General features: G+C 63.5%; 20 protein-coding genes. 8 read left to right on the top strand and 12 right to left on the bottom strand.

The window, feature by feature from the left end; genetic code table 11:
- Positions 1 to 301 precede the first annotated feature (301 nt).
- The 3 genes from N2315_02315 to N2315_02305 are packed head-to-tail and all read left to right on the top strand — an operon-like array spanning position 302 to position 3,987.
- Entirely contained in the window at positions 302 to 1,810 is a 1,509-nt protein-coding gene (locus N2315_02315; protein ID MCX7828022.1) for a FapA family protein, read from the top strand.
- A gap of 56 nt (positions 1,811 to 1,866) precedes the next feature.
- Positions 1,867 to 2,379, top strand: a complete 513-nt coding sequence (locus N2315_02310) for a GNAT family N-acetyltransferase (GenBank protein ID MCX7828021.1) — start codon at positions 1,867 to 1,869, stop codon at positions 2,377 to 2,379.
- A gap of 3 nt (positions 2,380 to 2,382) precedes the next feature.
- Positions 2,383 to 3,987: a helicase-related protein gene (locus N2315_02305; protein ID MCX7828020.1), complete on the top strand. Its 1,605-nt coding sequence runs from the start codon at positions 2,383 to 2,385 to the stop codon at positions 3,985 to 3,987.
- Positions 3,988 to 3,993: 6 nt separating this feature from the next.
- Here the strand turns inward: N2315_02305 and hisIE are convergent, their stop codons facing one another.
- The 7 genes from hisIE to N2315_02270 all read right to left on the bottom strand — a co-directional run bounded on the left by hisIE (position 3,994) and on the right by N2315_02270 (position 9,120).
- Positions 3,994 to 4,614, bottom strand: coding sequence for a bifunctional phosphoribosyl-AMP cyclohydrolase/phosphoribosyl-ATP diphosphatase HisIE (gene hisIE / locus N2315_02300; protein ID MCX7828019.1), 621 nt, complete (start codon positions 4,612 to 4,614; stop codon positions 3,994 to 3,996).
- A 62-nt stretch (positions 4,615 to 4,676) separates the two neighbouring features.
- Positions 4,677 to 5,429: an imidazole glycerol phosphate synthase subunit HisF gene (hisF, locus tag N2315_02295; GenBank protein ID MCX7828018.1), complete on the bottom strand. Its 753-nt coding sequence runs from the start codon at positions 5,427 to 5,429 to the stop codon at positions 4,677 to 4,679.
- Positions 5,420 to 6,130, bottom strand: a complete 711-nt coding sequence (locus N2315_02290; GenBank protein ID MCX7828017.1) for a 1-(5-phosphoribosyl)-5-[(5-phosphoribosylamino)methylideneamino] imidazole-4-carboxamide isomerase — start codon at positions 6,128 to 6,130, stop codon at positions 5,420 to 5,422. The genes hisF and N2315_02290 overlap by 10 nt, the downstream gene beginning before the upstream one ends.
- Entirely contained in the window at positions 6,121 to 6,726 is a 606-nt protein-coding gene (hisH, locus tag N2315_02285) for an imidazole glycerol phosphate synthase subunit HisH (GenBank protein ID MCX7828016.1), read from the bottom strand. The genes N2315_02290 and hisH overlap by 10 nt, the downstream gene beginning before the upstream one ends.
- Complete coding sequence (locus N2315_02280; protein ID MCX7828015.1) at positions 6,723 to 7,295, bottom strand: imidazoleglycerol-phosphate dehydratase; 573 nt, start codon at positions 7,293 to 7,295, stop codon at positions 6,723 to 6,725. Before N2315_02280 ends, hisH begins: the two co-directional genes overlap by 4 nt.
- The gene (gene hisG, locus N2315_02275) at positions 7,292 to 7,927 is read right to left on the bottom strand and encodes an ATP phosphoribosyltransferase (protein MCX7828014.1); all 636 of its coding nucleotides are present in this window, start codon (positions 7,925 to 7,927) and stop codon (positions 7,292 to 7,294) included. Before hisG ends, N2315_02280 begins: the two co-directional genes overlap by 4 nt.
- Positions 7,927 to 9,120 (bottom strand): ATP phosphoribosyltransferase regulatory subunit, encoded by a 1,194-nt coding sequence (locus N2315_02270; GenBank protein ID MCX7828013.1) that lies wholly within the window; start codon positions 9,118 to 9,120, stop codon positions 7,927 to 7,929. Before N2315_02270 ends, hisG begins: the two co-directional genes overlap by 1 nt.
- Before the next feature lie 155 nt (positions 9,121 to 9,275).
- Between N2315_02270 and N2315_02265 the strand changes: the two genes are divergently transcribed.
- The 5 genes from N2315_02265 to N2315_02245 are packed head-to-tail and all read left to right on the top strand — an operon-like array spanning position 9,276 to position 16,047.
- Positions 9,276 to 10,073, top strand: a complete 798-nt coding sequence (locus tag N2315_02265; GenBank protein ID MCX7828012.1) for an HAD family hydrolase — start codon at positions 9,276 to 9,278, stop codon at positions 10,071 to 10,073.
- Entirely contained in the window at positions 10,070 to 11,167 is a 1,098-nt protein-coding gene (gene hisC, locus N2315_02260; GenBank protein MCX7828011.1) for a histidinol-phosphate transaminase, read from the top strand. Before N2315_02265 ends, hisC begins: the two co-directional genes overlap by 4 nt.
- Complete coding sequence (locus N2315_02255) at positions 11,164 to 12,336, top strand: hypothetical protein (protein MCX7828010.1); 1,173 nt, start codon at positions 11,164 to 11,166, stop codon at positions 12,334 to 12,336. Before hisC ends, N2315_02255 begins: the two co-directional genes overlap by 4 nt.
- Positions 12,323 to 13,306, top strand: a complete 984-nt coding sequence (locus N2315_02250) for a formimidoylglutamase (protein MCX7828009.1) — start codon at positions 12,323 to 12,325, stop codon at positions 13,304 to 13,306. Before N2315_02255 ends, N2315_02250 begins: the two co-directional genes overlap by 14 nt.
- The gene (locus N2315_02245) at positions 13,303 to 16,047 is read left to right on the top strand and encodes an AAA family ATPase (GenBank protein MCX7828008.1); all 2,745 of its coding nucleotides are present in this window, start codon (positions 13,303 to 13,305) and stop codon (positions 16,045 to 16,047) included. Before N2315_02250 ends, N2315_02245 begins: the two co-directional genes overlap by 4 nt.
- 86 nt (positions 16,048 to 16,133) lie before the next feature.
- Here the strand turns inward: N2315_02245 and N2315_02240 are convergent, their stop codons facing one another.
- The 5 genes from N2315_02240 to nagE are packed head-to-tail and all read right to left on the bottom strand — an operon-like array spanning position 16,134 to position 20,825.
- Positions 16,134 to 16,604, bottom strand: a complete 471-nt coding sequence (locus tag N2315_02240) for a PTS glucose transporter subunit IIA (GenBank protein ID MCX7828007.1) — start codon at positions 16,602 to 16,604, stop codon at positions 16,134 to 16,136.
- Positions 16,601 to 17,545, bottom strand: coding sequence for a haloacid dehalogenase-like hydrolase (locus tag N2315_02235; GenBank protein MCX7828006.1), 945 nt, complete (start codon positions 17,543 to 17,545; stop codon positions 16,601 to 16,603). Before N2315_02235 ends, N2315_02240 begins: the two co-directional genes overlap by 4 nt.
- A 15-nt stretch (positions 17,546 to 17,560) precedes the next feature.
- Positions 17,561 to 18,301, bottom strand: a complete 741-nt coding sequence (nagB, locus tag N2315_02230) for a glucosamine-6-phosphate deaminase (GenBank protein ID MCX7828005.1) — start codon at positions 18,299 to 18,301, stop codon at positions 17,561 to 17,563.
- Positions 18,298 to 19,428, bottom strand: a complete 1,131-nt coding sequence (gene nagA / locus N2315_02225; GenBank protein MCX7828004.1) for an N-acetylglucosamine-6-phosphate deacetylase — start codon at positions 19,426 to 19,428, stop codon at positions 18,298 to 18,300. Before nagA ends, nagB begins: the two co-directional genes overlap by 4 nt.
- 14 nt (positions 19,429 to 19,442) lie before the next feature.
- Positions 19,443 to 20,825 (bottom strand): N-acetylglucosamine-specific PTS transporter subunit IIBC, encoded by a 1,383-nt coding sequence (nagE, locus tag N2315_02220; GenBank protein MCX7828003.1) that lies wholly within the window; start codon positions 20,823 to 20,825, stop codon positions 19,443 to 19,445.
- Positions 20,826 to 20,868: the final 43 nt, after the last annotated feature.

Raw genomic sequence — 20,868 nt, 5'->3', positions numbered from 1 at the left:
ATTCCGTTACGGCGATGGTGAGGATCGCCTTAGCTTAAACGCCGGCAGTTAAGGGTTTTTCTAGGTCCTAGAAAGGGGCGGGAGTCCTCCCGCCCCTTTCTTTATGAAGCCCCCTTTGGTTGTGACGGGCTTAAGAGGTCTTTGGGATTTTGGATTAAAACATCCCCTAGGGCCCGTCTTTTTTGCGCCGGGGGTCTCCTATGCGGCGGGATGTTTTGCTAATATAATTTTTTTAAAAGGACCTGTTCATTTTTTATGCTCCATTTTAAATCAGACCTTAAGGGGAATGGGGTGAGTTGGCGTGGCTTCCGAGGATCGGGACCGGGGTAGGGAAGAGCTGTTGGCGGAGAACCTGGAGCGATTCATAGCGGGCGTAGAGGAGACCTTTAAGGAGCTGGGTCTTGACGCCAAGGGGTCTAGCGTGGACGGCTCCTATCGTTTGGAGGTCTCGAGGGACGGCATGGAGGCCCGGCTGGACCTCTTCCCCCCCATCGGAGGCGGCAAGCCCCTTGATTGGCTTGTGTTGGTGGACGAGCTCTCATCCCAGGGTTTAAGGGGCCTTTTGACCGAGGTCATAGCCGCCGCGGTGGACCGGTGCAACGCCGGGGAGGTGCAAAAGGACGTCCTTGTGGCCAAGGGGGTTCCCCCGCTTCCCCCGAAGGAGGGCAAGGTGGAGATCCTGTTCCCCCTGGGCATGGAGGAGGTGGAGCAGGAGGATGAGAAGCTGCCACTGCACTTGAGGAGGGTCATCAGGGTCAAGACCGTGCGGCCCGGGGACAGGCTTGCGGTATTTCATCCTCCCGTGCCAGGGAGGCCCGGCCAGGACGTTTGGGGCAACGTGGTGGAGGTGCCGGAGGTGAAGGAAGTTCACCTGATGCCCGGCAAGGGGGTGCAGGTGAAGGAGGACGGCAGGACCTTCGTGGCCGCCGCGGAGGGGCAGCCGGTGCTGGACGGGGCGGTGCTTCGGGTGGACCCGGTCTTTGAGATCCGGGGGGACGTGGGGGTGGCCACCGGGAACGTGAGGTTCGATGGCAGCATCGTGGTGCGGGGGAACGTGTCTGCCGGGTTCTCGGTGGAGGCCGGCGTGGACGCGGAGATATTCGGCGGGGTCTTCGACGGAACCGTTAAATGCGGGAGGGACGTGGTTATCCACGGTGGGTTGGTGGGGTCCAGGGCGCTCATGGAGGCGGGGGGCAGCGGGATGGTTCGTTACGTGGAGCAGGGGGCGGTGGTCTGCGACGGTCCTGTAACCGTCGAGAAGTACTCCCTCAACGGCCGCATAAGCTCCGGCGACTTTGTGGTTGTCAAGGGCCGCCGGGGGATAATAGGGGGCCAGGTGCAGGCCCTTAACCGGGTTGACACCACCGTGGCGGGAAGCGAGATGGGGACCAGGACGGTTCTCTCGGTGGGCGTGAGCTTCCGGGTGAGGGAGCAGCTGGTTCACCACAAGAAGACCTTGGCGGAGGTGGTGGCCGCCATATTGAGGGCGGAGAGCTTCGTGAAGGCGGTGCTTCCCAAGGCCGGGGATGTCATGGCCTTAAGGGATGACCTTAAGGAGCGTATCAGGAAGGCCATGGCGGTTTACGACGGTTTGAAGAAGCAGGAGAAGGACTTGAAGACCAAGATAGCCATGTTGGAGAGCCTCCTTGAGTCCTCCAGCGCCAAAGGGGTGGTCCGGGTGAGGGGTGAGGTTTATCCTGGGGTCACGGTGGAGGTGAAAGGGGTGCGCAGGGAGATCAACCAGGTGATGCGTTACGCATCCTTCTACCTGGGGGACGACGGGGAGGTCACCTTTGGGCCTTACAGTTGATCTAGGCGCTGGTGTTCCATGGGGTTGACGAGGACGGTGTTTTAGGGGGTATGGTTTTGATCGAGCGCGACAAATCCCCGGATGGTTTCTACATAAGGGAAGCTGCGGCGGGGGACGGTCCGGAGCTCACCCGCATAGCCTATGCCGCCAAGGCCCATTGGGGGTACGACCCCAAGACCATAGACCAGTGGGCGGGGCCCCTTACGGTGACGGAGGATTACATAAGGGAGAACCCGGTTTTCGTCATGTGCGCCCCCTCGGGGGAGATGGTGGGTTTTTCGTCCCTCCTGTGGGATCAGGATAGATGGGAGCTGGACCACATGTGGGTTGACCCGCCCTACATGGGCATGGGGTTGGGGCGGAGGCTCTTTGAACACGCGGTGGGGGAGGCCCGCCGCAGGGGGGCCTCGTGGGTTTGGATACTGTCCGACCCCTTCGCGGAGGGCTTTTACCTTCACATGGGGGCGAAGCGGATAGGGGACTGGCACACGACGGTTGACGGCCAAGACCGGATAATACCGGTGATGGCATGCTACATGGATTCTTGGGATGAGGATCAGAGGGGTTGAATCATGGAGCTTATGGAGGACGGGGCAGGCGGTTTTTACCCCTGGCAGGAGAGGGCCTACGAGGCCATAAGGGATCGGAACGGGATACTTTCGGCCCCCACCGGCAGCGGCAAGACCTGGGTGGCGTACCGCTGGGCGGGGCTCATGGACCGTGAGGGGCGGGCGAACCTTCCGAAGGGCAGGGTCATATTCACCGCCCCCATAAAGGCCCTGTCCAACGAGAGGTACCTGGACCTTAAGGGCATGGGCTTCGACGTGGGGCTGGAGACCGGGGATTTCAAGAAGAACTCCGACGCCCCGGTGCTTTGCTGCACCCAGGAGATATACACCCTGAAGTACTCGGCAAGACCCAACCAGATGGTGGTGGTGGACGAGTTCCACTTCATCTTCGGGGACTCCGAGCGGGCCAGGGCGTACATAGACGGCATAAGGGGCACCCACCGGGACTCCAGGCTGCTGGTCATGTCCGCCACCTTCGGGAACCCCAGCGCCGTGAAGGAGTACCTGGAGGAGATGGCCCAGAGGGACTTCGTGCTCTTCGAGACCTCCGAACGGGTCACCGACCTGGTGTTCCGCCGCAAGGGGGTGAAGTTCTCCCAGATCCACGACGCTTTGGTGTTCGCCTTCTCCAGGAAGGGGGTTGAGTACACCGCCCGGGAGATAGCCAGGACCCGCAAGCGCATCCCCCGGGAAGACCGGGCCAGGCTCAGGGAGATGGCCCACATACTTGAGGTGGATCAGGTGCCCGACGTGCTGCTGAAGGGCGTGGGCATCTACTACGGCAGCCTCCTGCCCAAGGAGAAGCTGTTGGTGGAGATGGCCTTCAGGGAACGGGTTTTGGACGTGGTGGTGGGCACCGACGCTTTATCCCTTGGGGTGAACCTGCCGGCGGAGACCGTGGTGTTCGCCCAGATGGCCAAGTACTTCGACGGTCCCTTGAGCAAGAACGAGTTCCTCCAGATGGCGGGTCGGGCGGGGCGGAGGGGTTTCTTCGAGACCGGCTACGTGACCTTCATACCAAAGAGCCGCTGCGAACACCCGGACTACGACACCGAGCGGCTTTACATGAAGCTGCTCGTAGCTCCAAAGGAGCCCGCCAGGATAGAGGTGCGCCCCTCGGTGGGGATGCTTCTTAGGAAGGAGCGCACCTACGAGGAGGAGGCCAGGGTGGTGGCGTCGTGCTCTTTACCCAAGCGGGAGTACGAGTCGGTGCTAGGTGAGATCCAGGAGACCATGTACCTCATAAACAGGACCGTGAACTTCGTGAAGGATCCCAAGGCCCGCCGGAGGCTCAAACGGGCCTTAGGCGACCTTTGGTTCGACGAGATGTCCGTCACCGCCAACATAGCGGCGGCTCATCTGTTCGTAAAGCACGGGACGCCCCACGCCCTTGACCTGGCGGAGGCGCTGCGCCGGGAGGAGAGGAACTACCTGCAGGCGCTGCTTAAGGTTAAGCGCTACGCCAACCGCCTGCCGGAGGGCTACTCCATAGAGGGCCTTGACCAGGTGGACAGGGAGATAAACGCCATAGACTCCACGGTGTTTGGCTTTGAGGAGAAGATAGGGCAGCTAAAGGTGTCCGAGGAGGCCTGGGACTTCGAGGAGTGAGGCTTTTCAGGCCCGGTCCCTGTGGCGTTCCGCAAGACGCTTTAAGACCCGGTTAAGCGGGATATCCCGGCTTTTAAGGGCCACCAGAAGGTGGTAAAGGAGGTCCGCCGCCTCCTCCACGGCCCTTTCGGCGTCCCCCGTTGCCAGGGCTATGGCGGTCTCAACCGCCTCCTCCCCCACCTTTTGGGCCGCCCTTTGAGGGCCCGCCTCGAGAAGCCTTCGGGTGTAGCTCGTCTCGTCCTCCCCAAAGGCCCTTTCGGCTATGACCTCCTCCAGGCGGTGCAGGAAGAGGCACTCCTCCCCGCCCTGGCCGAAAAGTACCCGGTGGAAGCACGAGCTCTCGCCAGTGTGGCAGGCGGGGCCCGATTCCTCCACCAGGTACATCACCGCGTCCCCGTCGCAGTCCACCCGCACCTCCAAGACCTTCATCACGTTGCCGCTGGTCTTCCCCTTGTGCCATAGTTCGTCCCTTGAGCGGCTGTAGAACCATGCCTCGCCGCCCTTTAAGGTCCTCTCCAGGGCCTCTTGGTTTGCGTAGGCCAGCATGAGGAGCCTTCCGCTTCTTACGCTCTGTACCGCCACGGGGATGAGCCCCCTTCGGTCGAACTTAAGCTTTACGTCCTCCACCCTGCTCCCCTCCCGGCGATGCAAGTCTTAAAAACATAATTAAAAAATCAAAAAAAGAAAAATCAAATCCTGACCGGTACTCCAAGCCCCTTTAGCATGTCCTTCAGCTCCGGTATCTTTATGGCGCCGTAGTGGAACACCGATGCCGCCAAGAGCCCGTCGGCCCCCGCCTCGGCGGCCTCGGCGAAGTGCTTAGGCGTCCCCGCCCCGCCGGAGGCTATTATGGGAAGCTTCGTGGCCTCCCTGGCCAGGCGGATCATCTCAAGGTCGTAGCCCTGGGCGGTGCCGTCCCTGTCTATGGAGGTGAGCAGCACCTCCCCGGCGCCTAGGCCCTCAAGACGGGAGACCCATTCCGCCATGTCCATCCCGGTGTCCTCTCGCCCTCCTTTTATGAAAACCCGGAAGCCGCCTTGGGTCCTTTTGGCGTCCACCGCCACCACCACCGCCTGGCTGCCAAGCCTTAGGGCGCAGCGGCCTATGAGGCCCGGGTCCATCACGGCGGCGCTGTTGACGCTTATCTTGTCCGCCCCAAGGCGGACCAGTTCCACCGCCTGGTCCTCGCTTGATATGCCGCCTCCTACGCTGAAGGGTATGGTCATGACCTTGGCCACGTTGAGAACCCACTCCAGCCTGGTGCTCCTGGCCTCGTAGGAGGCGGTGATGTCCAGGAACACCAGCTCGTCCGCCCCTTCAAGGCAGTACCTTTCCCCCATCTCCGCCGGGTCCCCCGAGTCCTTAAGGCCCTCGAAGCCAACCCCCTTGACCACCCGGCCGTCCTTCACGTCAAGGCAAGGGATTATCCTGATCATCCCCATTTGAGCACCTCCATCGCCTCCCGTATGTCAAGGCCACCTTCGTAAAGGGCCTTTCCCGCCACGGCGCCCACGGCCCCGCAGGCCTTGAGGGCCTTAAGGTCCTTTGGGTCCCTTATGCCTCCCGCGGCGATGACCTGGTGCCTTTGGCATATCCTGCTGTAGGTGTTAAGGTCCGGCCCTTCCAAGGTCCCGTCCCTTTCCGCACAGGTGACTAGGAATAGGGACACCCCCTGGGCGGACAGATCCTCCAGGGCCCGGTCCACGGTTATGTCGGTCTCCTGGGTCCATCCCCTTACGCAGACCTTGCCGCCCCGGTGGTCCACCGCCGCCACCAGGGCTTCCCCCAGGGCCTTTGAGAAGTCCTCCGGCGCCTTGGAGGCGTCGAAGAGGGCGCTTCCAACCATTACCCGGTCCGCCCCGGCGTCAAGGGCTCTTAAGCACCAATCCACGGACCTCAAGCCCCCGCCGAACTGCACCTTGAGCCCAAGGGACTTGAGGGCCCTCAGGGCCTTTAGGTGTTTCGGCTCCCCCATCTTTGCCCCCTCCAGGTCCACCACGTGAACCCACTGGGCCCCATCCCGAAGGAACCTCTCCCCCAGGGAGGAAAGATCCAGTGGATATATGGTTGCCCTTTCGAACCGCCCTTCGGTGAGCCGCACCACGTTGCCTCCGTAAAGGTCTACGGCGGGGATCAGCTCCAACCTCCTGCCACCTCCTTGATGACGTTCTCCAAAAGCCTAAGCCCCCCCTGTCCGCTCCGTTCCGGGTGGAACTGAAACCCCATGGCGCTGCCCCGTCTTGCGGCGGCCACGAAACCTTGGGAGCCTTCGGGGGCGCATGATCCCCAGATGTCCTCCGATTCAACGCAGCAGTAGCGGTGCACGAAGTAGAAGGCGCCATCGTCGGCGGGGGGTGAGTGGAGCCAGCTCACCCGCTCCCATCCCATGTGGATGAGCCGCCGCCCCCGGAAGGGCTCCACGGTGCCACGGAATATCCCAAGCCCCCGGTTGTCCCCGTCCTCCAGGCTCCTTTGGAACATGAGCTGCATGCCAAGGCATATGCCTATGAGGGGCAGCCCCGATTCAACCCAGTCCAGGAGCCCTATGCTCCATCGGGATTCCTCAAGCCATCTGGAAGCGGCGCCGAAGGAGCCCACGCCTGGGAGGAACAGAACCCCTACGTCCCGGGGCTTAGCTTCTTCGGGGGTTGCCAGCACCCGGGAGTCAAATCCTATCCTTGAGAGGGCCCTTTGAAGGTTTGCCAGGTTGCCCGCCCGGTAGTCCACGATCCCTATCAAACCTCCGTCACCCCCTTGGTGCTCATGTTGCGTCCGGGCTTCAAGGCCTCACCCAGGGCCCTGCCCACGGCCTTGAAGCACGCCTCCACCCCGTGGTGCAGGTTGGAGCACTTAAGCACGTCCAAATGCAGGGTCATGCGAGCTTCCACCGCCAGGGCCCGGAAGAACTCGAAGGTGAGCTCCGAGTCGAAGGCCCCGATCCTGCCCCTGGGGAGGGGGCCTGAGAAGTAAGCCCCGGGTCTTCCCGAGAGGTCCACCGCCGCCCTTACCAGCGACTCGTCCATGGGAAGCACGCACCAGCCGTAGCGGCGTCGGGGCTTTGCGGGCCATACCTTCAAGAGGCACTGGCCCATGACGATCCCCACGTCCTCCGTAAGGTGGTGCATGTCCACCTGGGTGTCCCCTTCGGCGCCGCCTAGGAGGTCCATGGGGCAGTTTAGGCACAGGGCCTCCAGCATGTGGGTGAGAAACGAGCGTTCCATTTCCGCCTCAAAGCGGCCTTCCCCCGGGTGCTTGAGGGTCAACGCCACCCGGGTCTCCCGGGTGGTCCGTTCCACCGACGCTATCATAGGCCCTTCACTCCTTTTCTTATGGCCCTTAGGGTTTGGCTTATCTCGCCCCAGCGGGTTTCAAGGGCGCCGGGGTGTCCTATGAGGCGTACGGTCACGGGGAATATCTGCTCCAGCTCCACCAGGCCGTTGGCCCTTAGGGTGGAGCCGGTCTGGACTATGTCCATTATGATGTCCGATATGCCAAGCGCCGGGGCTATCTCCACGGAGCCGTGCATGGGCACCGTAAGCGCCTTCATCCCCCTCTCGGGGAGCACCTTTTCCGCGGTGTTTACGTACTTGGTGGCCACCTTAAGCTGCCTCGTCCCATGGGGGTTTATGAGCAGCTCCCGGGCGGAAGGAGGCCCCGCCAGGACCATGCGGCAGCGGCAAAGCCCCGTGTCCAGCATGTCCGCCACCCGGGCGCCGGATTCAAGGATCACGTCGTAGCCCGCAAGGCCCAGCTGGGCGAAGCCCATGTGCACCATGGTGGGCACGTCCTGGGGCTTCACCAGGATGAGCCTGAGGCGTTCGGTTAGTATCTCCAGCTCCCTTTGATCCCCCTTGAGGTCTTGAGGAGCAAGGCGGGATCTCTTCAGCAGGCTTACGCAGTCCTGCAGGGATCTTCCGGTGGGAAGCGCCAGGGTGAGCATCAGGACCTCTCCTCCTCTTCCTCGAAGAAGCGGCTTACGGTGCTCCTCCGCAGGTCCTTCAGGTTCAGCGCCAGGCCCGCGGAGGGATCCAGCCACCAGGTCATCCCCTTTATCCTGGCGGCCTCCATGGACTGCTGGGGGCGATGGTGCCAGCTGACCTCGAAGGGTATGTCCCGCCCGCTCAAGCGGCGGGTGAACTCCAGGGCCGTGAATGGGGGCAGCGGGGCGCACCACACCATCGCCAAAGGGGGCCTCATCTTAAGGGACGAGGCTTGCCCCGCGGCCTTGAGGTCTATGGAGAACCCCACCGCCTGCCCCATGACGCCGCATCTCTTGAGGAGCCCATCGTAGCGGCCGCCGCCTCCCAGGGGCATGCCAGAGGGGGTGTAGAAGTCGAAGACCGGTCCGCTGTAGTAGTCCGGGTTCCTGGTGAGGGACAGGTCCAGCGTCAGGTTTATGCCGCACTGGCTTGCGAAGTCCCAGAGCCGTTTTATCTCAAGGTAAGCCCGGTCGTTCCGGACCTGGTACATCTCCCCCAGGTGGTCCAGCACCTCCTCGCCGCCCCGTAGATCCGGTATGGCCTTGAGGTGCTCCCATTGGGGCCCCAGGCGGTCCAGCGTCTTACCGTAGGCGGTGAAGTCCTTTCGTTTGAGGCACCCCGTAAGGGACCGGGCGGTCTCCCTGGGGAGCCCCTTGAAGATCCTTGATATGAGCCACGGGCTGCCCAGGGCGAACACCGGGGATTGGATTCCCATCCGGGTCATGGCCAGGTTCGCGAGGAACAGGGCCTCGCAGTCCGCCCCCTCCCCGTCCCAGCCGATTATCTCCGCCCCAAGCTGGTAGGACTCGAACTCCTCCCCCGGGGGTTCCGGCTTCCTGTAGGCCCTCTCGGCGTAGCAGATCCTCAAGGGCCGCTCCTCAGGGGCCTTCTGGCGCACTAGCTTCAGCACCGCCGATATGGTGACGTCGAAGTTCAGGGCGCAGGCTTCCCCGTGGGGGGAGGTGAGGGCTATGATGGAGGCTCCCTTGGAGGGTTCCAGGATCTCCATGAGGCTGTCCAGCCGCTGGAGGGAGGGGGTGCACACGGGCCTGTAGCCGTGGCTTATGAGGGCCTGGATGCCCCTGTTTCTGCACAGCTCCATGGAGAAGGCCAGGTCTTCGTGAGGGTCAAGGCATCCCTTCGGGGGTCTCATGGCCGGACACCTCCGCCTCTGGCGAGGTTCCCGGCAGGGCAACGGGGTTTTTCATGGCTGCTACCTCCATCGTGTTAGCGTGATGAATTATCATCCCAAAACGTGGGCTCCATGTTATCATGGTGTCCTCGGAAATGCAACGGAGGTGTTCGAACATGGTGGACGGGATAATCTTCGACGTGGACGGTACCCTGGTGGACGTGAGGGACTCTTACCCTCGGGTGATCCGGCGGGCCATCGGGTGGGGATGGGAGGCCTTGGGCGGGGTGGTGGACTGCGAGGCCTATACGGAGGAGCACGAAAGGGCCACCAAGGGGCATCGGGCTTTCAACGACGACTACGACATCCCCTGGGCCATGCTCTGCATGGCAAGCCGTAAGGGGACGGGGAGCCTCAAGGAGGCATTCCCCACCCCTGAGGAGTGGAGGAGGGAATTGACCTTATTTGACGGAGACGATCCGGTGGAGTGGGTGCTCAGCCGGTTCGGGGAGCCGGACCCGGGGTTCCCCTTCCGGGATGGGGTAAGGGCCTTCTGCGACAGGCTCTACGTGGAGGGCGTAGACTGCGAGCCCTACTACACCTATGAGAGGCCGTTGATAAAGCGCTCCTACAAGGACATACCCCTGCCGGTGGGCATATACACCGGCAGGCCCTGGAGGGAGCTGGACCTGGCCTTGAAGCTCCTTGGGTGGGAGGACTTCCCAAGGGACCTTGTGGTGCCCCTTGACTCCGGGATAGTGAAGCCCTCCCCCCTTGGCCTTGAGGTCCTTTGCGACAGGCTTGGGATCTCAAACCCCGCCTTCTTCGGCGACGCAGAGAGCGACAGGGCCTCCCTGGAGGCCTTCGGCCGCGGTGTCTTCGTGGCCGTGGGGAGCTGGGCCCAGGGGGCGCGCCTTAGGTTCCCCTCCGTGGAGGAGGGCCTTGACTGGGTGTTGGGGGGTGGCGCGTCATGACGGTGGTGATAAAGCGCTCCCTTTCGTCCCTTGAGCCCTACGATCCCGGCCCCTCTCCCAGGGACTTGTCCCGTTCCATCGGAAGGCCGGTCGTACCTCTTAACGCCAACGAAAGCCCCTTCGGACACTCTAGGATGGCGGAAGGGCGGATACTTAAGGCCCTTGAGGAGGGCCTTAACCGCTACCCAGACCCCTTGGCCCTGGAGCTGAGGCAGGCATTGTCCCGCCATTGGGGGCTTCCGGAGGACTGCTTCCTGGTGGACAACGGCCTGGACGGGGTCATAACCCTGCTGGGGGTCACCTTCCTTGAGGAGGGGGATCAGGTGCTGCACGGGAAGCTCACCTTCTCGGTGTACCGCTCCCTGGCGGAAAGGTTTGGCGCCAGGTCCGTGGAGGTGCCCATGAAGGAGGACTGGTCGCTGGACCTTGAGGGATTCGCGGAGCGCATAACCCCACGGACAAAGCTGGTGTTCCTCTGCAACCCCAACAATCCCACGGGCACCGCCTTTCCTCAGCGGGAGCTGGAGGATTTCCTAAGGTCGGTGCCACCCCATGTCCTGGTGGTCTGCGACGAGGCCTACGGTGACTTCGCGGACCTTCCGGACTTCCCAAGGACCGCGGAGATGATAGCCCAACGGGACAACCTGGTGATGCTCCGCACCTTCTCCAAGGCCTACGGCCTTGCGGGGCTGAGGGTGGGCTATGTGGCGGGGCCTCAACAGATCATATCCCACATGAGGAGGGCCAAGGAGCCCTACTCGGTGAACGCCCTTGCGCTGGCGGGGGCCCTGGGGGCCCTTGAGGACCATGGGTTCCTCCGGTCCGTGGTGGAACAGCTGTCAAAGGGCCGGGAGGAGCTTCAAAGGGGCTTGTCCGCCATGGGCGTGAGCTTCGTAAGATCCCATGGGAACTTCGTGTTCATACCGCTTGGGAACTGCTCCCATAGGGTGTTCCTGGGACTCATGGAAAGGGGCATAATGGTAAGACACTACGGGTCCCCGGGGGCCATAAGGGTCACCGTGGGACGGCCTGAGGAGAACCGGGCCTTCCTCAAGGCCATGGGGGAGGTCCTGGAGGAGGTGAGGGAGCGTTGAGCGGTGGAAGGGATTTCGCGCCACCCCAAAAACCACCCGCAAAGGTGAAGGATCGGGGGCTTGTATCCCTTGTAACCTCCGGCAAGGGGGCTTACAACGCCAAGGAGGGGCGGCTTCTGCTCCTGCCCAGGGGCCTTTCGGAGCGCCGAGCTCTCATGGGGGCCCTGGAGGGGTGGATCGCCTCCATGGGAGGGGTTCTGTGCGGAGGCGCAAGGACCTTTCAGCACCTTAAGAGCCTGGCGGAGCGGTACATGAAAGACCATGGGCTTGAGATATGGGGCTCCGTGGGGGAGGAGCTGTGCCTTGGGGCGGTTTTCAGCCCTAAGGAACAGCAGGTTCCGGCCCCTCCCTTTGGGTGGCTGAAGCAGGTTCCCGAGGTCTTCGAAGGCGGATACCGGGTGCTTTGGGCCGTACCCTCCGATCCTTGGGCCATGAACTGCGTGGACGCCCTGCAGTGTGGGTCCTGCGGGGGGCTCTTCTCAAGGAATCATCCGTTCCCGAGCGGTGATGAGGAGCCTTCGGCCCTTCCCGCCCATGGGCCGGCCCCGGAGGAGGTCCACACCCCCGCCGTGTCCACCATAGAGGACCTGTGCTCGTTTTTAAACGTTAAGCCCGAGGACACCATAAAGACCGTGGCGGTGATGGACCAGGGGGGAGGGCAGGTGGCGGCGCTTCTCATCCCAGGGCACATGAACCTGTCATATCCCAAGGCCTCAAGGGCCCTAAAGTTCAAGGCCCAGATGGCCTCCGACGAGGCGGTGCGCCAGGTCTTCGGGGACTGCGCCGGTTTCCTGGGCCCCGTTGGAATCCCAGGGACGGTGGCTATAATAGCCCATGACTCCCTCAAGGTCCCCCGTCCCATGGTGGCGGGGGCTAACCGGCGGGACAGGCACCTTATCAACCTGGTGCCCCTGAGGGACTTCACCCCCGCCTTCGCGGACCTGGCGTCTCTGTCTGAGAGGGACCTATGCCCTTCCTGCGGCGGGCCCCTTGAGGGACGACATGTGAGGCTGGTGGGGGAGTGGGTGGTCCCCGACGACCCGGGGGACTTGAGCTTCCCGTGCTCCTCCCGGGAGGGGCGTACCGAGTACCGGCCCGCGGCGCTGTTCAAGGTGGACCTTGAGGCACTTCACCTGGCATTGGAGGAGATGGGAGTTGGAATTGTTTGAGCTTTTGACCCCCCCGGACCGGGGGCTTTTCTTCAGCAAGCAGGACCCCAAGGACCCCCGGATGGGGGAGCTGGTGGTGCCGGTGACCGAGGGGGACGTGGGGGCCTTCGACGTGGTGTTGGTGGGCATGCCGGAGGATCGGGGCGTGACCGCCAACAGGGGCCGTCCCGGGGCGAGGCTTGCGCCGGACGCCGTGAGGGGGGCTTTCTACCGATTCACCCCCGGGTTCGGTCCCTCCCTTGGGGAGCTCAAGATAGGGGACTTGGGCAACGTGAAGGTGGATGGCCTGTCCCTGGAGGAGGCCCACGACGCCCTTCGCAGGGTGGTGCGGTGGGTTATCTCCAGCGGGGCGCTGCCCATAGTCATAGGGGGAGGACACGACAACAGCTACCCGGGCCTTTTGGGCCTGGCGGAGGGGCTTGGGCTTGGGGAGGGGGAGCTGGGGGTTGTCAACGTGGACCAGCACCTGGATGTGAGGGATCTCTCCTGGGGGGGCATCACCAGCGGAACTCCCTTCTACCGTTCGTTGGAGGAGATGCCCACGAGGTCCCTCAACCCAAGGAACTTCGTGGAGTACGCCATTCAGGAGGCCCATAACTCACCCTACTACTACGACTGGCTATCCGAGAGGCACGCCACGGTGATGACCTTTGACGAGATCCAGGGGCGTCCCATGGAGACCTTCATAAAGGCCCTGCAGATAGCCGGTCGCGGCACCCGGGCCATCGCGGTGTCGGTGGACATCGACTCCGTGAGGAGCACCGACGCCCCAGGAGCTTCCGCGGTGTCCCCCAACGGCCTCTCGTCCCACGAGCTCAACAAGGTGGCGTACCTGGCGGGCCGAAGCTACAAGGTCAAGTACCTGGACATAATGGAGATAAGCCCGCCCCTGGACCAGGACCAGAGGACCGCCTCCCTGGGGGCCGACGTCATATTCCGTTTCCTAAAGGGCATGTGCGAGCGCCGATGAGCTCCCTGGAGGCCCGCCTCATAGGCCCCTTCCGCATATACAGGGACGGCGCGGAGACGGTGCTCCCGTTCAAGAAGGCCTACGGCCTTTTAGCTTACGTCTTGGTCAACCGAAGGGTCCAGCGGGCCCGCCTTGAGGAGCTATTCTGGGGCGACTTCGACCGGCCCCGGGCTTCAGGGAGCCTTAGGAACGCCCTTTACGAGTTAAAAAGGTACCTGTCCGATGGGGCCATCCGGACCGACAGGCTGTGGGTCATCCGGGGAGATGGTTGGAACGTGGACCTGGATTTGCTCGTGGAAGGCGCGTTTTCCCAGGTTCCACAGGGGGATTTCCTGGAGGGTTTGAGCCTTCCGGACTGTCCCGCCTTCGAGGAATGGGTGGAGTCCATGAGGATGGACGTGGCGGAGCGGGTCAGGCGGTCCCTTTTGAGGGGGCCTTGGGATGCGGAGCGCCTTTCGGAGCTTTGGGGCCTCTTCAACCGGGCCCCTTGCGACGAGGAGCTGGCCTTGGGGTTGATGGACTGTCTTGCCCACTTGGGCCGCCCCGGGGAGGCCCTCAGGACCTTTGCCCGTCTTAAGAGGGCGCTGAACGAGGAGGGGGAGGAGCCCTCCCAGGAGGCGGTTCATCTAAAGGATCGGCTGGTGGGCCTCATGATGGAGAGGTCAAACCTGGTGGGAAGGGGCTTGGAGCTCAGGAGGGTTTTGGAGTTCGCCGGCTCTTCGGGCCCGGCGGCCCTTTGGGTGTTCGGCCAGGCGGGGGTTGGCAAGACAAGCTTCGCAAGGGAGCTCGCCCGGCTTTGCGGGGTGCCCTCCCTGTGGGCCAGGCCCGTGATGGGCAAGCTCCCCCTTTGGCCCTTCGAGGACCTCCTGAGAGGTCTGGTGGCCAAGGGACTCATGGACGGGGAGGCCTCTTCGTCTCCGCTCTTCCTGCGGCTCGGGCAGGTGTTCCCCTCCCTGGGGGTTAGGGCGTCGGACTTCCAGCCGGTGGACTCCCGTTCCATAGGGGCCATGGTGTTTCACCTGTTGAGCACGGTCTGCCGCCGGAGCTTTGGGCTTTGGGTCTTCTTCGACGACCTCCACCGGTTCGACGAGGCCTCAATGGACGCTCTGGAGGGCTTTTTGGGCTCCATGGATTCCCGCTGCGGAATTAGGGTTGGGCTCATCTCCCGTCCCCGGGCGGGTTCCATGGGGCGGCTTCTAAGGTCCCTCATGATGAGGGGGGATTTGAAGGTCCTTGAGATGGAGCTTGAGCCCCTAAGCCAGGAGGACACCGGTGAGCTGTTCAGAAGGCTTTCCCGCAGGACCTTGGGGGAGGCGGAGCTATTGGACCTATACGACAGGACCTGCGGGGTGCCCCTCTTCGTGGAGGAGGCCGCCAAGGGGCCTTCCATCGGGGGCCAGACTTTCGTGGGGGCCGTGGAGGGCCTCATGGGGGAGCTCTCTGGGGACGAGTGGTCCGTGATGGAGGCATTGGCGGTCCTTGACGGTCCGGTGGGGCTTGAGGAGCTCAAGGCAATCGCCTTGCCGGGCCGTGAAGGGTTCCCTTTCCTTAAGGTACTTAACTCCCTTGAGGGCCTTAGGCTCATCCGGGTGGAGGAAGGCCCCGACGGGCCGGCGGTGGACGTGTACCACGGCCTCTTCAGGGAGTGCATATACCTGTCCATGGAGGCATCCAGGAGGATGGAACTCCATGCCATGGCCGGCGAAGCCTTTCGCTCCAAGGAGGATCCTTTCTCCTCCATGAGGGCCGCCCACCACATGAGGAAGGGGGGCAACCTGCGGGGGGAGATCGAGGTGCGCCTTAGGGACCTGGAGCGCCACATGGAGCTTCACTACGAGCTCTTCCCTCTTCTCCCGGACCATCTGCTGGGGCCCTCGAGCTTCTACGGCGCCAGGGAGGCCACGGAGGAGATGCTGGAGGAGTGCCGGTCCCTCATGTCCGCCATCGGCGCCGGGGATGACCTGGCCTCCCGCTACATGATGCTGAAGGGCGGGTTCCTCCTCTGGTGGGGAGAGTACCACCGGGGGCTTGGGATGACCTCCCGGGGGGCTGAGATGGCCTTGAGGGCCGGGGATCTGGACGTGCTGGCTGGGTGCTTGAGGCGCCTTGGGTACTTCTACATACAGGTGGAGGACCCCGCAATGCTTGAGGAGACGGCCCTCAAGCTGCGGGACATCAAGGCCCGGCTGCCCCTTAAGGGGCTGTCCCTTAGGTTCATGGGGCTTTCCAGGATGTTCTCCGGGCGCCTTGGGGAGGCACTCAGGCTCTTTGAGGCCTCCGCCGGGGAGTTTGAGATGTTGTCGGAGATGGGCGTCCCCCACGAGCTCAATCGCTTGGCGGCTGGGATCTACGGTGGAGAGTGCCTGTTCCTGCTTGGCAGATTGGATGAGGGGATCGCAAGGGTCATGGAATGCTTGGGATCGGTGAGGTCCAGGGGCTTCATGAGGGTCGAGCCCTTCGTCCTTTCCGTTTTGGCGAGGCTTAAGTACCTGGCGGGGGACCTGGAGGGGGCCTTCGCTCACGCGGAGGAGGCCTTGGGGATCTTCTCTTCCATGCCGTGGGTGAGAGACGACGGGCCGGTCCTCGCGGTGGCGGCCCTTCACCGGGGGCTTCAGGGAAGGATGGAGGAGGCCGCCGGGTTGATGCGCCGGGCGGTTAACGCCCTTTCCATAGGCAAGCCCTCTTGGAGGGTCTTCGTGGAGGAGCTGCGGCGCCGTATGGGGTCCGCCGGCGGGTTTTGACCCCCGTATCGCCAAGGTCCTTAGCTGCGGCGGTTTTGGCAGGGGCCCCATGGGCGCCGGAGCCCCTGCGGTTGCGCCGCTTTCCCCTAGGGCTGGTAGGACAGGACCGCCTCGCCGGCCTTCACTGGCCCTTCCTTGAGCACCCGAAAGGCCTGTCCTGTGGTTATGACCACCGGGGACAGGATGGACGGCGCCTTGGACCTCACCGTATCAAGGTCGAACCTTATCACCGGCTCACCGGCGCTCACCCGGTCCCCCTGGTTTTTTAGGGCCTCAAAGCCCTCTCCCCGGAGGTTCACCGTGTCCACCCCCACGTGAACCAGGATCTCCACCCCCTCGGGGGTTCGCACCCCGAAGGCGTGGGCGGAGGGGAAGAGCACCTCTATGATTCCGTCCACGGGGCTCAGCACCAACCCCTCCGATGGCTCCACCGCCACGCCGTCCCCCGCCATCTTGGAGGAGAACACCTGGTCCGGCACCTCTTCCAATGGGCGCACGGTGCCGGTGAAGGGGGAGAGAACCTTGAACTCCTTACGCTTGAACCACCCGGTTATCATCGGGCTATCGACCTCGCCATCCGTCTTAGAGTGTGGCGCCTGCCCCTTATTGCCATGGAGAGGGCCATTATGTTCTCCGGCACCGCTATGCCCGAGTAGCCGGAGTCTCCTATGTGCTGCACGTCCGCCCCGCCCATCTTGGCCATCAGCGCAAGGCGCCCTATGGTGTCCCGGTCCGCGCCCTCCTGGGAGGTCCCTATGGTGGACATCACAAGCCCCCCCGCCTTGTGGACCGCCTCCGCGGACAGGGCGAATAGCTCTTCCGAGAGTCCCGGCACGGTGCCAGGACATGGGATCAGCACCAGGTCCGCCCCGGCCTTCACCAGCTCCGCGGCGGTCTTGGGCATATCCTTCCAGGGGGAGTCGGAGCCGGCGGCGTGCATCTTCCCCGCCCCTATTATCACGTCCCCCAGCTCTTCCCTTATGCTTCTTACGCTGGCGATTATGTCCGCCGTCCCCACCCCAGTGTAGGGGTTTGCGGTGATCACCAAAAGGCTTGCCCCCATCTCCACCGCCCTTTTGGCGTTCTCCGCCGTGGCGGATCTGCCCGGGGGGATCTCCATGTCTCCGCTGCCCATGGGCTCCAGGTTGACCCCTATGGGGCATCCGGTCATGTCCCCCGCAAGTGCGATGGGGTTCCTGTGGGTAGTGGGCCTTACATGCCCCTGGTGGAAGGAGGAGCGGAAGAGCTCCTCAATCCCGTCCCCCTCCGGCAGCCCGCCTACCACCGGGTTCTGGAGGTCCAAGAGGTTCAGTATCACCAGATCCGCCCCCATGGCCTTGGCGAGCTCCGGGTTGCTTATGTCCCCCAGCAGCGGCTGGGCGGTGGCTATGACCTCGCAGGCCACGGTCCTGCCCTCCGAAAGCCGTATGCTGTCCAGAAGATCTCTGCCGGTGAGCCTTTTTACGTGGCTTGCGTGAAGGTCCAACATCCTCCTCAACGCCGTCGCCTCCCCTCACCTTATGGCTTCCCTTATGAGGGAAGCCGCCTTGTCGTCCACTATTATGGTGGTGTTTGGGTGCAGCTGGAGTATGGATGCCGGCAGATCCGGCGTTACCTCCCCCAGCACCGCCCCCCGGACCGCCCGGGCCTTCTCCTCTCCAGCGGCCAGAAGCAGCACCCTTCTGGCCTTCATTATGGTCTTTATTCCCATGCTTATGGCGAAGCGGGGCATATGGTCCGGGGATGGGAAGAACCGGCTGTTTGCCTCTATGGTGCTCTGGGCCAGCTGCACCACGTGGGTGCTGCCCTCGAACTTCACGTCCGGCTCGTTAAAGCCTATGTGGCCGTCCACCCCAAGGCCCAATATCTGCAGGTCTATGCCGCCCGCTTGGCATATGGCCTCCTCGTACCGCCTGCACTCCTCCGCCAGGTCCGCCGCGTCCCCCCGTGGGATGTGGCGATTCTCCGGTGGTACGTTCACGTGGGAGAAGAAGTTGTCCTCCATGTACCGGTGGTAGCTGCAGGGGTGGTCCGGACCTAGCCCCACGTACTCGTCCAGATTGAAGGTGGTGACCCTGGAGAAGTCCAGGTCTCCGTGCCTGTAGAACTCCACCAGGTTCCGGTAAAGCCCCAGCGGCGTCTGACCGGTGGCGAGCCCAAGCACGCAGTCGGGTTGCAGTATCACCCGGCTTGCCACCACTATGGCGGCCATCCGGCTCATCTGGTCGTAGTCCTTGGCTACCACTATCCTCATCTGCTGAAGACCTCCATTCCGTTCACGTAAGTCCTTGCCACCTCTCCGCCGCTTCCCCACAGGACCATGTCCGCCCTCATGCCCGGGGCTATGGTCCCTGAGGTCCTCTCCCCCAGGAGCCTTGCGGGGTTGAGGGTGGCCCCCCTTACGGCCCGCTCGAACCTAAGGCCCGTGTAAGCGCCGTAGTTCCTCACCGCCTGGTCCAGGGTTATGACGCTCCCCGCTATGGCGCCCCCCTTAAGGCGGGCCACCCCCTGGGATACGGTGACCTCTTGCCCCCCAAGGGAGAAGGTGCCGTCCCCTAGGCCTGCTCCGCGCATGGAGTCCGATACCAGCACCAGCCTGTCCTCCCCCTTGGCCTTCAACGCCAGCCGCACCGCGGAGGGATGAGAGTGGATGCCGTCCACGATGATCTCGCAGAATACCGGTGCGTCCAGCGCCGCCCCCGCAAGCCCCGGGGTCCTGTGGTGGTAGGGGGCCATGCCGTTGAAGAGGTGCGTCACCGACATGACCCCCTGGAGGAAGGCCCTTTGGGTCTCCTCGTAGGAGGCGTTGGAGTGCCCCGCCGAGGGGACCATGTGGAGCCTAAGGGCCGTGTCAAGGAGGACGCCGTGGGGATCCCTTTCGGGGGCGAAGGTCACGATCCTTATGACGTCCTTGAAGTCCTCCAGCAGCTCCGGCTTGGGGTCCCTTATGAACGACCGGTCCTGGGCCCCGGGCCGCTCGGGGCTGATGAAGGGGCCCTCCAGGTGGGCCCCCATCACCCTGGCGCCGGGCATGGGGCGCTCCATGGCGGATCTTATGTTGCCAAGGATGCCCCTTATCTCCTCTTCCGGCAGCGTCATGGTGGCGGGGCAGAAGGCGGTTACCCCGCAGGACGCAAGGTGATGGGACATGGCCTCCAGCGCCTCAGGCGTGCCGTCGCAGGCGTCGTAGCCCCCTATGCCGTGGATGTGCACGTCCATGAGCCCCGGGGTGAGGTAGAACCCAGGGCAGTCAAGTACGCGGCATCCCTCCAATGGAGGAGTCCCCGGGATTACGTCCCTTATGACGTGGTCGAACACCACGGTCCCCGCCACCGCCTCACCGGAGGGCAGCGCCACCCATGCGCCCCGCAAGGCTTTCACCGCCTATGCCCCCCTCAGCCCTTGAGCTGCTTCTTGATGGCGCCCGCGATGAGGTCCGCCTTGGTGCCCACCACTATCTGCATGTCCGTGGAGTTGGGCCTTATTATGCCCGTGGCCCCTAGCTTCCGGATCTCCTCCTCTACCACCAGTCCGCCGTTCTTCACGGAGAGCCTAAGTCGAGTTATGCAGGAGTCCAGGGAGGCTATGTTGGAAGCTCCCCCAAGGCTTGCTATGTAGGCGGCGGCGAGTTTTGCGAGTTCCTCGTCGGTGGACGCCGAGGCGGTCATGCCTGCGGGGGCCGCCTCCCTTCCGGGGGTGGGCAGGTCCATGGCCTTGATCATGGCCACGAACAGGAAGTAGTACACCGCGCCGAACGCAAGGCCTATGGGTATGAGGAGGATCGGTTTGGTGGCAAGTCCGTAGTTCAGCACGTAGTCTATGGCGCCGGCGGAGAAGCCGAAGCCGTGGTGGATCCCCAGGGCCTCACACAGGGCCAGGGCCGCGCCGGTGAGGAGGGCGTGGGCTATGTAGAGCGCCGGGGCCAGGAACATGAAGGCGAACTCTATGGGTTCAGTTATGCCGGTGAGGAAGGACGTCAACGCCACGCTGAGCAGGATGCCGCTTACCGCCTTGCGGTTCTCGGGCCTTGCGGTGGTGTACATGGCCAGCGCCGCGGCAGGCAGGGCGAACATCATTATGGGATAAAAGCCGGTCATGAAGGTTCCAGCGGTGGGATCTCCGGCGAAGAACCTGGAGAGGTCTCCGGTGACCACCTTGCCCGCCTTGTCGGTGAAGGAGCCGAAGACGAACCACACCAGGCTGTTGACCACGTGGTGGAGTCCCAAGGGCAGCAGCAGCCTGTTAAGGGCTCCGAAGGCGAAGGCCCCCACAAGGCCGGCGCCCACGATCCAGTTTCCCACCCCGTGGATGGCCTGCTGTATGGGGGGCCATATGAAGCCGAACACCAGCGCCAGGGCGATGCTGGAGCCCGCGGCGGCTATGGGGACGAAGCGCTTGCCCCCGAAGAAGCCCAGGAAGTCCGGGAGCTTGATGTTGTGGAAGCGGTTGTAAAGCTGTCCTGCCAGGACGCCGGAGAGGATGCCCGCCAGGACTCCCATGTTTATGTCCTTGTTGATGGTCACCATGGCCTTGGTGAGGGTGAGGTACCCCACAGCCCCGGCCAGGGCCGCGGCTCCACCGCCGTCGAAGGCGAAGCCCACCGCCACGCCGATGGCGAAGACGAGGGGCAGGTTGTCGAAGATGGCCCCTCCGGCCTGCATGATGAAGGGGATGTTGAGCACGTCGGGCGCTCCTAGGCGAAGCAGCAGCGCCGCCGCCGGCAGCACCGCCACCGGCAGCATCAGGGCCTTGCCAAGCTTCTGAAGACCTCCAAACATCTCTTTCTACCTCCCTGTGGTGAGATTTTTATGGCCTAAGGGG

It is taken from the genome of Thermanaerothrix sp., from assembly GCA_026417795.1.
Lineage (GTDB): Bacteria > Synergistota > Synergistia > Synergistales > Synergistaceae > Thermanaerovibrio.
This window is presented reverse-complemented; position numbering and strand designations above follow the sequence as displayed.

Excerpts from the sequence above, each read along its gene's own strand:
- N2315_02305 (MCX7828020.1), top strand. The coding sequence starts at position 2,383 with ATGGAGCTTATGGAGGACGGGGCAGGCGGTTTTTACCCCTGGCAGGAG.
- hisF (MCX7828018.1), bottom strand. The coding sequence starts at position 5,429 with ATGGGGATGATCAGGATAATCCCTTGCCTTGACGTGAAGGACGGCCGG.
- N2315_02280 (MCX7828015.1), bottom strand. The coding sequence starts at position 7,295 with ATGATAGCGTCGGTGGAACGGACCACCCGGGAGACCCGGGTGGCGTTG.
- hisG (MCX7828014.1), bottom strand. The coding sequence starts at position 7,927 with ATGCTCACCCTGGCGCTTCCCACCGGAAGATCCCTGCAGGACTGCGTA.
- N2315_02270 (MCX7828013.1), bottom strand. The coding sequence starts at position 9,120 with ATGAGACCCCCGAAGGGATGCCTTGACCCTCACGAAGACCTGGCCTTC.
- N2315_02265 (MCX7828012.1), top strand. The coding sequence starts at position 9,276 with ATGGTGGACGGGATAATCTTCGACGTGGACGGTACCCTGGTGGACGTG.
- hisC (MCX7828011.1), top strand. The coding sequence starts at position 10,070 with ATGACGGTGGTGATAAAGCGCTCCCTTTCGTCCCTTGAGCCCTACGAT.
- N2315_02245 (MCX7828008.1), top strand. The coding sequence starts at position 13,303 with ATGAGCTCCCTGGAGGCCCGCCTCATAGGCCCCTTCCGCATATACAGG.
- N2315_02240 (MCX7828007.1), bottom strand. The coding sequence starts at position 16,604 with ATGATAACCGGGTGGTTCAAGCGTAAGGAGTTCAAGGTTCTCTCCCCC.
- nagB (MCX7828005.1), bottom strand. The coding sequence starts at position 18,301 with ATGAGGATAGTGGTAGCCAAGGACTACGACCAGATGAGCCGGATGGCC.
- nagE (MCX7828003.1), bottom strand. The coding sequence starts at position 20,825 with ATGTTTGGAGGTCTTCAGAAGCTTGGCAAGGCCCTGATGCTGCCGGTG.